Below are 14,290 nucleotides of genomic sequence, written 5' to 3'. Positions count from 1 at the left end.
ACAAAAGGAAATGTCCCATTTTGACACATTTTAACCACCCTCTAAAGACCAGCAAAGCGTTGTAAACTCTAACGTGGAAGGTATTTAGGACTTTAAGGATGTGACATTTGGTGAGGTGTACCCTATTTTGTGGTGCCTTGCAAGGGTGCAGCAAATTACTGCATCACAAACATTGACTGCATTTCCATTTTTACTGTGGCTTATAAGCCATATCTGAGTGCCAGGTCGTACTTTTATCCCTCTCGTCTCTTTTGCGTGTTGTAGAAGCTTTTAAAATGCTTTGAGAAGGTTGTCAAACGTGTCAAATGCAAAGTTTAGCATGACAGGTTGACAAATTAACAGAGCTGATTTTGACCGCAGCGGTCAAAGTGTAACAAGCTTAACAACCAGCAAGAAAAGATTAACAGGTTAACAGGTTAACAGTTTTAAATTGTCAAGAAGTGTCAAATTATTTTGTAAATGCTGTCTTGTGTTAAGAAATGTCAAACTAAGCTACAGCTTTGACCTCTCTTTAAAGCTTATCAACCTTGGCACATCTCAAAATGGCAGTTATTCAAGTTTAACAGCCGATGAAATTCGTTGTCTGTTTTCTGCCAAGCCGACGAAATTTGTATGCTTTGACATGCTAGCAAATGCTAACCTTTGGAGAACACTCTACAAAGGGTATTCTAACTTGGAACATCCTAAATATAGGGCGTCGAAATTCACGACACCCTATAAACTATTCGAAGATTTCGGAGTCCCTAAAAAAGAGCAACATAAAACTTTAAATTTTGAGTCCTAAAATGGTGACTTCCTAACTTGGAAAGTCATTTTAAAATGGTAGGGCATTGTAAATCTCTGCAGCTTTTCAATCAGGACCAGCGCGCTGGGGTTTGCATATGTGACCGCAAGTTTTCAATGTTTTTTGGAGCCTGTCTGTTCTTTGCAGGCTTGAGTTTGAACTCCAGAATCTTGAGAAAAAGCTACTTAGTAAAACTTAAGGTTTGTTAAGGTTTTAAATTTGGTAAAACTTGAGGATTAAATTAACAAATTATTGACACGTATTAAAATAATGATGAAAAGATAAGTTGAATGAAAGCTTATTCTTCACGAGAGATTATAAAAATACTAATAGCTGATGGATGGTACTTAGAGGCGGTTAAAGGAGACCACTATCAATTTAAACATCCAAGCAAAAAAGGAAAAGTCACAGTACCTCATCCCAAAAAGAATTTGCCAATAAGAACAGTTAAAAGGATTTTAAAACAAGCTGGAATTAAAATTGAAGATATTGGGGAGTGAAAAAGAAATGAATAGAGATACTTATATCTTTCCTGCCATTTTTACTTTTGATGATGACGGAATAACAATTGAATTTCCCGACCTGCCCGGTTGTATTTCATGTGCTGATACCTTAGATGAAGCAGTAAAAAACGCAAAAGAAGTATTAGGACTATATCTTTGGAGTATGGAAAAAGATAATGAATCAATACCCGAGCCAACACCTGTGAACAACTTAAAACTTTGGACAAAATCAAATTCCAATGTTGATTGAAGTATGGATGCCTCTTGTTCGGCATAAGATGGACAATAAAGCAGTAAAAAAGACTTTAACAATCCCTCAGTGGTTAAACATATTAGCAGAAAAGAATAACATAAATTTTTCTCAAGTGCTTCAAGAAGCACTAAAAGAAAAATTAGGAATAAATGACTACAACCGCAACTAAAATTTCACTACAGCTACCGAAATAAAAAAACGTGATTTTTAACGACTTGAAATAAATTCTCAAATCCTTGTAATTAAGATGTATCAAGCGTTATACGATTTGTTAAAGTTTGTAAAAAGATATCCCGTCAATCTACGGATCTGAGGGTTGGGGGTTCGAGTCCTCCTGGGCGCGCCATTTGTTTTCAAGGGGTTTGAGGTTTGGAATAATGTTTGGTAGGCATTTTATAACACCTCTTTGATTTGTGCAAAGTCTATTATAAGGTCTTCAAATATACCAACTTTGACTTTATCATTGAATGTGTAAACTTCTGGCGGCAAGTAATCTTCATTGTCTTTGAGTCTATATATCAAAATTATTTGGTTGTTGGGATTGACAATCCAATACTCTTTGACTTTAAACTGATTATACAGGTTTAGCTTTCTTACATAGTCGTGAGATGGATTATATTCTGACACAACCTCAATTATCATCTCAGGAGCTCCAACGCAGCCTCTTTCAGTGAGTTTTTTCTTATTGCATATGATTGATATGTCGGGCTGGACAACGTTTATTGCTTTGCTTTCATCCTGTCCTTCCTCTACAAGGACAACATCAAACGGGGCTGTGTAAAGTTCACAAGGTTTTTTATTTTGTTTAATATAATTTCCAAAAATCAAAGTCAATTCAAAGATAATCTTCTGGTGTACCCTTGAAGGTGCAGGGCTCATATCATAAATGACACCATCAATAAGTTCTACCCTTGCGTCCTCTGGAAACCCAAGATAGTCTGCATAAGTGTAAACCTTAGGTATTCTTTCTTCCATCTAAATCACCTTCTTTGTTGTATTCTTTTCAAGTTTCTGTAATAAACTGTACTGGTAAAATAAATCTAATAAACTTACTAAATTTTTTTAACAAATCAAATACAAGAGTCTCTAAAGAATCTACCAAACCATCTGCAACTTCAAGTCTTTGTGTAATTAATTCAATATATTTCCTAAATTTTTGAATCCCTAACGAGCTTTGCAAAGCTAACAAGTTGACAAGGGATTCCAATGATAATGGTTCCTTTTTGTACATTATACTACTAAATAAATATAAGTGAAACTTTTTTGTCGATTTCTCAGATTTGAAGAGTTATGACAAAGTAAAGCTAATAACGAAACATTAATATCATTAAATTAAAATTTCAAATTCAAATATAGTACAACAACAAAGGGGCCGGTTATGAGACACCTAACAAGCCCCCGATGGTTATTTTTGAAATTGTTGTAATCCTTACAAGCCTAAATATGCCAAATACTTTTTAGTGTTACTTATCATCTCCTCAAAAAGCTGCTCAGCTTTGTTCTGCGGTAGTCTTTCAACTGCAGGGTCATTCAAGAATGCTCTTTTTGCAAGGTTCAAATCCTTTTCTAAAGCAGCTTTAACTATAAGCTCTTGATTGCTGATATGCCTTGTCATTATGCTTGCCAAATCTGAAGGCAGCTTTCCTGCACAAACTGGTCTGACGTCATCATGTGTGAATACTGCATTTGTCTCAACTATAGCACCCATCGGAAGGTTTGGTATTTGACCCATATTGGGCAAATTCACGTTTGTCACCAACGTATCCAAACCTAAAATAGCTTTCATCTGCATAACTCCTTCTTCTCCAGAAGGATTCAATGGAACTTCTTTTTGGTCAGATGCATATTCTTTACTAAGTTTAATCAACTCTTCTCTGTGTTTAATTCTCCATTCGACAGGTGTTAAGTTGAATTTCCATTTATAAACTGTCGCTTTGTCTGTAAGATAAATGTAAGGAACAAATTCAGCCAAGTGTCTATCACCTGCTGCAGCAATAAGTCCAAAGCGTTTAAACAAATCAAACTTTACTCTATTTGCAGAAGCAAAATAATCTTTTTCCCACAATCCTTTTGTTTTTTCAAAACCTTCTTCATAGTATTTGTTCACGAATTCTTTGTAAAGAGGGAATAAATCATAAGTTTTGTATGATGCTTTGTCAAACCAAGTAAAATGATTTATACCAAGAACATTTACCTTAATTTCTCTTCTTGAGATTTCTCTTTCTTCTCCTAAAAATTCTCTTACAACCTCTGTCAAAAGCTTTTGTGTACCAAAAACTTCATGACAGCAGCCAAAAGCTTTTATTTTAGGAAATACCTCATATAGGGCTTTTAAGCATATAGCCATTGGATTTGTGTAATTGATAACCCAAGCATCTGGACAATTTCTCTTTATAGCTTCTGCAAATTCAACATACATAGGAACAGTCCTAAGTCCTCTGATAAGACCTCCTGGTCCTGTTGTGTCACCTACAGACTGGTATATACCATATTTCTCAGGAACATGGACATCCGAATACATCTCTTCAAAAGTCCCAGGCAAAATCGAAATGATAACAAAATCTGCACCATATAAAGCTTCATCTAAGCTCTCTACAGCAACATATTTCCACTTCCCTACTACCTCAGGCTTGCTTGAAAGCTTATTGCCTATTACTTCATTTGTCTTAGCAGCTTCAAAATCAATGTCGTAAAGTCTTACAGTACCACTCAAATCCTTCTCTAAAGCTAAATCAGTCATCAACCTCCATGCCCAGCCGCGTGAACCCCCACCAATGTATGCTATATTGATTTGTTTCTGTTGTTCTGATGTGGTATTCAACATTACTCCCTCCTATAATAATTGTGAATTTCAAATAAATTATATCACAAATCTCACTCAAAACCAAACTATTATTATCTTTAAATATCATTTATTCCTATTATATCTGGTTTTTTCCTTGACTTTTCAAAAGTGCATCCTAAAAAGATATTGACAATTCTACATCTCTTCCCTTATAATAAAATAAGTGTAGGGGCGTAGCTCAATTGGTAGAGTAGCGGTCTCCAAAACCGTTGGCTGGGGGTTCGAGTCCCTCCGCCCCTGCCATTTTTTATACCGTTGAAAATAAGAAAAAAGAAGGGGCTGTATTTCAAACAGCCCCTTTATTGTTTTTTGTATTTCTTACTTCTTAGCTCTATTGTACGCATTTATCCTAATTGTTATCAAGCGTTGTAGACCAACTTTATTGAGAACATTCAGATATTGTTGCCAATCTTTGTTATTACTTGGGTCTAACTGACCTGTTACAAACTTCATGCAATATTCATCTACAACCGCCATGATATTCGATTCTAACTCTGCTCTTTCTGCCATTTCTTCTTTTGTATACATCATGGGTTCTTCCCTAATATAGTAATACTTTGGTCTATTCAAAAAAGTTTTTGCAAGTTCTGCATAAATAGGTGCATATGTTTCTACAGCCTGAGGATATGCCACCATAAAACCGTTCGGTGCCGCAAATGGAAATCCATAGTCTTGTAAGCTATACTTACCCGCGGGATTGGTTGGAGTTTGAATATGGCTCATATATACGTATTTGTTTCCTTCTTTTTTATAAGTAACACCATATTCCCCGTAAGTATGGAATATCTGCCCTTCTTCACTCAGTGCCCAGTTCAAATATTCAAGAAGCCTATCTAACTTTTCTTTGCTGATGCTTGAATTAAACCCATGACCATCTGCAAAATGTAAAGGATTTCTCTTGAAAAAGTATGCCTTACCAGGATATGCTGTTGGTACATCCTTAGACCATACCCAGTTTGTGTCTTTATCTGTATTTCTATACAAATTATTGTAAGTTCCTATATTCGCTGGATATGCCCACATAATTATTCCTTGCCCTTGTGTTCTGAACTTATCCAACTGGTCACGAGTTGCTGTTGCATATTCCTTCCATATGCAACCAGCTTTGTAAAGTTTGTTTATCAAAATCAGTGCTTGCCGGTAATTATTTTGATTGAACGCAAACGGAACAAATTTCTTGGTAAGTGGGTCTACATAAGAAATCTGTCTTGGTGCAAGTTCAGGCAAACCATACATTAAGAATATCCCTGTAAAAGCCCAAAGACTCAAATTACCAGAAACTGCATTTGCGTGTAGATAAACAACTTTACCTGTTTTTTGTCTTAAGAATATACATGTTTTATAAAACTCATCAACTGTGGTTGGAAACTTTAAATTATATCTATCAAATATCTCTTTTCTGTATAAAAAAGCCATATCCACTGGAGCTATACGTCTTCCATGGAAAGAATATACTTTACCATCACTATAACGTACTATTTTATAGAGGTAATCCCACTCTTCCTTTGTCCATATCTTTAAGTAGTTCGGCCATTTCTTTTTTATTTCGTCCTGAGTAAAACCAATTAAATATCCTGCTGCAATCCACTCATTCAAATTATACTCAGGCCTTAAAGCACGTATCCAGTCCGGTGCCATATTACTTGCAAAAAGCAAAGACATTTTTGTAACATAGTCACTTTGAGGAATATATATTGTTTTTAAATCAATGCCAAATTTTTCTCTCAATTTCTTTTTATATAAATCTGTAACTGCTGGTGGTTGACTCGAAGTCGTATGAGTAGTAATTGTAATTAGCTTTTTAGATGTAGCTGCTTTTCCAAATGAAAATCCTAAAGTCGAAATAGATATCAAAAAAGCAACTGTCAGAAAAATCACAAATATTTTTTTACCTTTCATCTTTCTATCCCCCTTTTTGCAGGTTTTTAATCTTTTAATGACCCTATCATAACTCCTTTGACAAAATACTTTTGGACAAATGGATAAACAGCTAACATTGGAACCATCGAAACAAAGAGTGTTGCATATTTCACCCCCTTTGCATTTATTAATCCCAACTCTTGCCTTGCACTCAAATCACCTGCTTCAGCCGCTTGCTGAAGTATCTGAGCAAGCATTATAATATCTCTCAAAACAAGCTGCAGAGGAAATTTTCTCTGGTCACTCAAAAATATCATGGCATTAAACCATGAATTCCAATGCCCAACAGCATAATAAAGCCCTACAGTTGCAAGTGCTGCTTTTGAAAGTGGTAAAACTATCCTTGTAAATATAACAAATTCATTTGCTCCATCAAGATAAGCAGATTCTTCTAATTCGTGAGGAATATTTTGGAAAAATGTTCGCATTATGATAAGGTTTGTTGTATGAATTGCTCCAGGTAATATCAATGCCCACATTGTATCATATAGTCCTAAATTTTTTACTAATATAAAAAGGGGAATTAAGCCACCTGAAAAATACATAGTTATGATAACAAGCCAAGTATAAAAGGACTTTAGTGGCAAATTTTTTCTTGATAGCGGATATGCGAATGAAGTTGTCAAAATAAGATTTATAAATGTTCCTATAACAGTGTAAACAACTGAGTTTTTAAATGCTCGCGGTACTGCTCCTGCTGTAAATATCATCTTGTATGAATCTAACGTAAAACCAATTGGAAAAATGGTAACTATTCCCCTGTTGTTTGCATCTGCACTGCTTAAAGATGAAGCAAATACATTTAATACAGGATATAAAGTTACGATTAAAACAAATATCATAGTAGTATGAACAATTAACGTCAGAATTTTGGTTGATAGCGAATTATCTTTCACCATAAAATTTCGCCTCCACTAAAAGAGTCCTGTTTCTGTAACTTTTTTTGTAATCTTATTTGCAATAATGAGAATTGTGAGATTTATCAATGAGTTAAAAAGTCCTATTGCAGTCGTATAACTATACTCACCATATACAAGTCCCCTTCTGTAAACATATGTACTTATAACGTCTGAGGTTTCGTAATTAAGAGGACTTTGCATAAGTAAAACCTTCTCTGCACCCAACGACATAATGTGACCAATTCTTAAAAGAAGCATTATAACAATTGTAGGCATTATTGATGGTATTGAAATATATCTCATCATTTGCACTCTTGTTGCTCCATCTATTACAGCACCCTCATAAAGTTCTGGATTTACATTACTAAGCGCTGCTATATAAATTATCGCCCCCCAGCCCAAATGTTGCCATATATCGCTTATGATATAAAGTGGTCTAAACCATTTTGGGTCAGCCATAAAATATATTGTTGGTAGTCCCATCTTCTGAAGTATCATATTTATAACACCATCTGTTGGTGATAAAAACATTACCATCATACCAATTATTGCAGGAAGAGAAATAAAGTGAGGTAAATAGCTAACTGTTTGGACAAATCTCTTATAAAAACCGTCGCGAAGTTCGTTTAGAAAAAGAGCAAATATAATTGGCAGAGGAAATACAAATATTATTTGATAAACGTTAATGAGAATTGTATTTCTAATTAACCTCCAAAAGAACGGATTTTCGAAAAATCTTATAAAATGTTTAAACCCTACCCATTCACTACCTAAAATACCTTTTCTAAAATTGTAATCTTTGAATGCAATTATTACTCCATACATAGGAATATAATGAAATATTATATAATAAAGTACCCCTGGTAAAGCCAAAAGATGAAGATATTTAGTTTTCTTCATTGATTTCCAGAAATTTTTAAAGTAAGTTCGAAAAGTTTCTTTCTTATTGAATGTAACTTCCACTATGTTCACCTCTCAATTTTTGAAATATAAAAACATATTTATAAATAACAATTTTTTTAGAAGGGACTGCCTTCTTTAAAGTTTTGAAAGTAGCCCCAATGCCGTTACTTTCTGTTGATGTAACGGTTATATGCTTGTTGATATATCTTTATTGCCTCGTCTATCCTCATTCTTTTCAATCCTTTTCTCAGCTGTTCAACATCGTTGAGTTTGCCTGTCATAAGTCTTACAAACATCTCATCATAATATGTGTTAACCACGTTCATAATATCTGCCAGTTTTTTTGCTTCATCTGACGTGAACGAAAGAATAGGCAAAAGTTTTTTGTTAGTTGCATATCTCCAGTTCTCGCTTGCCTCTTTCTGCTGTGGAAGCCCTAAACCTATCTGAAGAGCATTTTCTTTTGCCTGAATAAATGGACCACCAAACGAGGCACATGCATATCTAGCAAGTGCAGAAGGTCTATCAAGCTGCGGGTTGTTCATAACCTCATCAGTGTAAACCGGACGCCCATCTTTTATAACATAGCTTTTACCCAACACACCAAAATTGAGTGCCATGAATCCTTCCTTACTCCATCCCCAATCCAGAACCTTTATTGCAAGTGGAATATTTTTACAAGATGTGGTAATGGCAGCTCCACTTTTTGCAAACTGAGGCTCACGATGGCTAAACTCTGGTTTTTGTCCTTTTTTAAGAACAGGATACTTAACTCCCATTAAATCTTTCTTTAAGTTTACAAAGAAAGCTAAGTCTCCACCTATTAATCCCAAAAAAGAACCTATTAAATCGTTCTGAATATTTGCTCTGATTATATCTCTGTTCATAGTCAATATATCTGGGTCAATCAAACCTTCCTTCCACCACTTTTGAAGTGTCTTTATGAAATCTGTATATTGAGGTTTTAAAGGACCATATTGAATTTTATTGTTCTCAACAAAGAAATCAGTTTTAATACCCCATGCACCTACTAAAAAACTGCAATAGTCAAAAGCTCGTCTTGGACTTGTTGCACCGCCTAAGCTAATGGAAAATGGTCTTTCATCATTTTTACCATTTCCATTGAGATCGTTAACTTTAAAAGCTTTTAACATCTTATACCATTCATCGACAGTTTCGGGTGGACTGATTTTTAATTTGCCTAGCCAATCCTTTCTCACAATAGGGCCATAGAAGGTACCCTGAATTTCAGGGTCTTCTCTCAAATAAGGAAAACAATACAAATCACCATTGTCTGTTACTATCATCTTTTTCACATCAGGATGTTTTGACAAATATGATTTAAAATTTGGAGCATATTTGTCCACATATTCGTTAAGCCTTATAATTACCTTGTCTTGTAAAGCTTTTACAGGTCCACCTGGGTAACTGTCTACCCAATTCCAGTAAATGATATCAGGGAGCTTTTTGGATGCAATCATTAAATTTAATTGGTCTTGGGCAGCGGTACCTCCCATCGGAGGATGGATAAATTGAATATTTACATTTAGTTTTTTCATAAGAAGTTGATATGCCGCAATCTTGCCAAAGTTATCATATGACACTGCAACCTTTGCATCCATCTGGACAAAATAGGTAATAGTAGGTTTTGTAGCTGCCAAACCTACTATAGGGTTTATCACTAACAAACCAATAACAATTGCAAATATTATAAAAATACTAAAAATTCTCCATACTTTTAATTTCTTTTTGTCGAACATCGAATTTAGCCTCCTCATTTTTATTTATTTTCACTGATATTTAAGTTATAGCAAGTGCAATGTTTTATCAACTTTCACCTATTTAGAAAGTATAACAATTTTTTAGGATAATACACATTCACTTTTTAAAATTAAGGTACACTTTTATAGAAAAAACAATCCCCCTGCTTACTTATAAACAGGGGGAGCTTTTCAATAAACTCTTTTTAGTTTAAACTTCTCTCAATCTTTCACAAAACTCACTTGGCAAAATCCCTATTACTTTTTTGAAAGCTCTTCTGAAAGTATGGGCATTGGTGTATCCTACCATTTTTGCAATTTCATCAATGTTATACTTACCCTCTCTTAAAAGTTTACATGCCTTTTCAATTCGCAGTTTTTCAATGTAATCGCTAAACTTCATACCTGTCTGTTCTTTGAAAAAGAAAGAAAAATAAGAGTTCGAAAGATCAAATTGTGAAGCTACAAAAGATATACTCATCTGAGAGTTATACAAATTTGAATGTATAAAATCTAATATCTTTTCTAACAACTTTTCATTGTGACTTTTTTTATTCAGGTCCATTATTTTAGAAATTTCAAGGAATCTCTTAGCAATCTCTTCAAAAACCATTTCTAAGTCTTGTTTTTCTTTTGAAACAAATAACTGTTTTATTTCTAAAGTCGAAACCATTGAATTATCACACCTGCTGAGTATTTTAATGAATGTAGCTAAAAGCTCATTTAGAAAGATAATCTTTAGATTTTTACTGAGATTTTTTTCTATAAAATTTTTTTCAAAAAGTATATCAAGTATAGACTTTAAATCACTAACACGCCCTGCAAGAGTAAGTGAAATAATTTTTTCTTCTATTTCTAATGGATAGTATATTACATCCGATTTTTGCCACTCATCAGCCCAGATTATGTTGCTTTCTATCTCATCATACTTAAGCGAAATATTTTCTAATAATTCTTTAGCATCTAAAAATGCATATTGAACATCAAATAAACTGCTACATATACGTCCTAACACTATCAGTGGAGCTATAGAATACTTTTCAGCTATCTCCTTTTGAATGGTTTCAAATAATACTTTTGTTCGTTTTTTTACCTCTTCATCATTTTCCATATTAAAACCAATCAATATTGCAACTTCATTTTCGTTTATAGTATGTATGTAAATAGGACCCTCAAAGTTTCTCTTCAAAATCTCTTCAATAGAAATCCTGTAAATGTCAAGTTCATTGAGTATACTTTTGGTAGCTTTTTGATACTCTTTTAATATCCTTATAATTGCCACTGCAAACTTTTTTGAATCTATATTGAAATTTAGATACTTCATCAACTTCTCAATTTTGCTTTTGTCATCATAGTGACCATACAAAAGCCTTTCAAGGAAAACTTCTTTTAATACAAACTGCTGGTTCTCAAGTCTTTTAGAAAGTTCTATTTCACTTTGCAGTAAATTTGAAATTTCCTTTTTAATAAATTCAAATTCCTTCTCTTCTTTATTCAAAACTGGTCTTGCTCTTTTTAAAATACCTAAAATTTCTGATATAGGTTTCTCATTTTTATATGCAAATATTATCGAAAATATAAAACCTAAAAATAATGCCAAAAGTAATACTATAATTGTAATCTTTCTTAAAAAGTAAACTTCTTGCATAACAAATTCAATAGGAAATTCAGCAACATAAACCCAATTGTTTAATTGTGACTTTACAAATGTCCTTATTACTTTATTTCCATTTATTTGTACAACTGTATAACCTGCTGATTTCTCAAAATTTAGAAACCCAATATTATTCAATATTGTTGAATTTGTTGAAAAGGTTGAGATAATCTTCCCATCTTTTGAAACTATATATGCATTACCTTTTAAATTCTCTACAATTTCTCTCAGAAAATTTTGGATTTTTCTCTCGTCAATAAATATTGCAATGACCCCGTCAGGACTGCGTTTTTTCCAAAATGGAAACGAATAAACATACGTTATAACTTCTTTTTTTACTCCGTCTACTATAACCCTCGATTTTGGTAAAAAATCTTTGTAATGAAACCTGCTAAAAAGGTAAGTATACCATTCTTTAAATGACATTTTCTCATATTTAAAACTATTGTTATAAAAATCATTCATCCCAAAATAAAGAACAGAATTGTAATAAATAGTGTCGTTGTGTTTCAGTGCAACTAATAATGATATATCTAATTCGTCTTTCAAGTTAGAAACAATTTTGCAAAAATTATTGTAATATTCCCAAAACCAGTACATATCGGGAGAGCCTTCTGTCGGTTTCTTTAAAGAAGAAATCCATTGAAGTTTAGAATCATATGCCATCTTTATTGCTATTTCATCTATCTTTTCTATTCTACTGTCAATAAGATTTTTTAATTGATTTAACAAAAATAATGTTGAATTAACAGAATTCTTTTGAACAACAGTAACTGAGGTGTTAAACACAATCAATGATAACAACAAAGGAATAAGAAGTATTGATATATAGGATATTAGAAATCTTTTAAAAACAAATGACTCCTTAAATTTTTTTAATAGCATAAATACAGTTATCCCCCTGTCTTTGTATTGCTATCTCATAGTTTATATATTAATTCAAGATACAATTTAAGTCAATCTTAATAAATATATTTTTAAATTCACCATTTGTTTTGTTAAACATGACTATTTTATTTCTCTTTCACCTATAAATTAAACAAATACTTTTTATTGTTGTGTCTGATGGTATTAAATGTAATAAAAGGCTGCAGGGTTATTTATACCCCCGCAGCCTTTTTATACTGTGTCTTCAAAACAATAGGTAAATAGCCTTATTCTTCAAGTATTCTTTCTGCTTCTTCTCTGTATGCATCCATTACATATGGAATGCCTGATATTTTAGCCGCATCTTCGGTCAGAGCAATGAGGTCTTTTCTTGAAATTGTAGAGATTCTGAAGTTTCTTGACCCTGCCATGAGCTGTTGCAAACCTGTTTTGAACTTTTGAACAAACGTGTAAATACCAATCGCACCAAGAGGAATGTTCTTTATCTCATCACCATACTTTTCACGAAGCTCTTCATATGTTATGAATATCTCTTCGGGTGTTGTACCATATTTGGATACTGTCTTTGGAAGATTGCCTTCTTTTAGCCACTTTTCAATATTCTTACCCACCATACCTGGTATCATCAAGGCTCTTCCCATACAAACAGCTTTTACATACGGTGCACCCATTGCAATTGCCTTGAACACTCCATCTTCAGTTGAAAAACCACCTGCGATTGCAAGGTCAGGAACTCTAAAGCCTTTCTTTGTAAGCTTTTCAGCAAACTGATATGCCAGAGCTTCTAAATAAAATGTTGGAATTCCCCATTCGTTCATCATTGGCCATGGGCTCATGCCTGTGCCACCTGGTGCACCATCAATTGTTATTAAATCAAGTTTTGCCTCCGCACCAAACCTCAGTGCCATTGCAAGCTCAACAGCTGAATATGCTCCAGTTTTGAGTGTTATTCTCTTAAATCCAAGACTTCTGAGCCGTTCAACCTCTTGCAAAAAGCTTTCCTTTTCAACAAATCCAAGTCTGGAATGCCTTTCAAACTCTCTGATAGCACCTCTCTTGAACGCTTCCTGAACATCTTTTTGGGTTGGGTCTGGCAAAACAATATATCCTCTCTTTTTGAGTTCTAAAGCCCTTTCTAAGCTCTTTACCTTTATCTCGCCACCTATACACTTTGCACCCTGCCCCCATTTGAGCTCAATTGTGTCAAGCCCGTGTTTTTCAATGACATACTCTGCCACCCCAAGGCGAGTATCCTCGACATTCATCTGGACCAAAATCTCGCCCCAGCCCTCATGGAATCTCTTATATGTATTTATTCTCCTGTCCATCTCAGGAGACTTTTTGACCTTGCCATCTGATGTGAGCTCAAGTTCTGGGTCAACCCCACACACATTCTCACCACAAACAAGTGTAATTCCTGAAATAGCAGCACCAACAGCAAAATGTTCCCAGTTTTTGCGTGCAATTTCTGTTGAACCAAGGGCACCAGTGAATATAGGAACCTTCATTTTAACCTTCTTTTCCCAACCATACTCGGTTGATGTGTCAACATTTGGGAATATAGCTGTATCTGGATTTGGCTCAACACCTTCAGGAAATCCTTTTGCTCCAACAGCATAACCCTGAATGTTTAGGTGTGAATAATCAACAGGGTAATTTTTGTCAGCACCTGCAGTTACCTCACCAAACGGTCCTGGATACAAAACCTCTCTTCCTCTAAAAGAGGCCAAAAAGATTTCACAATTCCCTTGACACCCATCCACACATCTTGTACAAATTCCTGACATTGGCACAACATCTTTCGAGCGGTTAAACGTTCCTGTTGCTTCATTTGCATTTGGCCTTCTTAGATTCATCTTACAACCGTCCTCCCTTTCTACA

9 protein-coding genes, 1 tRNA gene and 1 pseudogene are annotated in these 14,290 nt (G+C 34.2%); 3 read left to right on the top strand and 8 right to left on the bottom strand.

Going from position 1 to position 14,290, the window contains the following annotated elements:
- Window positions 1-1,074: 1,074 nt before the first annotated feature.
- Window positions 1,075-1,284 (top strand): type II toxin-antitoxin system HicA family toxin, encoded by a 210-nt coding sequence (locus CaldiYA01_RS02815; protein ID WP_207181137.1) that lies wholly within the window; start codon window positions 1,075-1,077, stop codon window positions 1,282-1,284.
- 7 nt (window positions 1,285-1,291) lie between these two features.
- Window positions 1,292-1,709, top strand: a pseudogene (locus tag CaldiYA01_RS12540) (type II toxin-antitoxin system HicB family antitoxin).
- Window positions 1,710-1,933: 224 nt separating this feature from the next.
- On the opposite strand, the gene CaldiYA01_RS02805 reads toward CaldiYA01_RS12540, so the two are convergent.
- A complete protein-coding gene (locus tag CaldiYA01_RS02805; protein WP_207181135.1) occupies window positions 1,934-2,515 on the bottom strand; it encodes a Uma2 family endonuclease in 582 nt (193 codons plus the stop codon).
- Between the two features lie 454 nt (window positions 2,516-2,969).
- Window positions 2,970-4,364: an alpha-glucosidase/alpha-galactosidase gene (locus CaldiYA01_RS02800; protein WP_207181134.1), complete on the bottom strand. Its 1,395-nt coding sequence runs from the start codon at window positions 4,362-4,364 to the stop codon at window positions 2,970-2,972.
- 188 nt (window positions 4,365-4,552) lie between these two features.
- On the opposite strand from CaldiYA01_RS02800, the gene CaldiYA01_RS02795 reads away from it, so the two are divergent.
- A tRNA-Trp gene (locus CaldiYA01_RS02795) sits at window positions 4,553-4,628 on the top strand.
- A gap of 75 nt (window positions 4,629-4,703) precedes the next feature.
- Here CaldiYA01_RS02795 and CaldiYA01_RS02790 read toward each other — a convergent pair.
- The 6 genes from CaldiYA01_RS02790 to CaldiYA01_RS02765 form a co-directional block, all read right to left on the bottom strand.
- Window positions 4,704-6,284, bottom strand: coding sequence for an ABC transporter substrate-binding protein (locus CaldiYA01_RS02790; RefSeq protein ID WP_207181132.1), 1,581 nt, complete (start codon window positions 6,282-6,284; stop codon window positions 4,704-4,706).
- A gap of 26 nt (window positions 6,285-6,310) precedes the next feature.
- Entirely contained in the window at window positions 6,311-7,204 is an 894-nt protein-coding gene (locus CaldiYA01_RS02785; RefSeq protein WP_207181130.1) for a carbohydrate ABC transporter permease, read from the bottom strand.
- A gap of 15 nt (window positions 7,205-7,219) precedes the next feature.
- Entirely contained in the window at window positions 7,220-8,167 is a 948-nt protein-coding gene (locus tag CaldiYA01_RS02780; RefSeq protein ID WP_207181128.1) for an ABC transporter permease, read from the bottom strand.
- Between the two features lie 104 nt (window positions 8,168-8,271).
- Window positions 8,272-9,867 (bottom strand): type 2 periplasmic-binding domain-containing protein, encoded by a 1,596-nt coding sequence (locus CaldiYA01_RS02775; protein WP_207181126.1) that lies wholly within the window; start codon window positions 9,865-9,867, stop codon window positions 8,272-8,274.
- Between the two features lie 211 nt (window positions 9,868-10,078).
- A complete protein-coding gene (locus CaldiYA01_RS02770) occupies window positions 10,079-12,406 on the bottom strand; it encodes an AraC family transcriptional regulator (RefSeq protein ID WP_207181120.1) in 2,328 nt (775 codons plus the stop codon).
- A 269-nt stretch (window positions 12,407-12,675) separates the two neighbouring features.
- A complete protein-coding gene (locus CaldiYA01_RS02765) occupies window positions 12,676-14,265 on the bottom strand; it encodes an FMN-binding glutamate synthase family protein (protein WP_207181118.1) in 1,590 nt (529 codons plus the stop codon).
- Window positions 14,266-14,290: the final 25 nt, after the last annotated feature.

The organism is Caldicellulosiruptor diazotrophicus (assembly GCF_017347585.1).
GTDB classification, from domain to species: Bacteria; Bacillota; Thermoanaerobacteria; order Caldicellulosiruptorales; family Caldicellulosiruptoraceae; genus Caldicellulosiruptor; species Caldicellulosiruptor diazotrophicus.
This window is presented reverse-complemented; position numbering and strand designations above follow the sequence as displayed.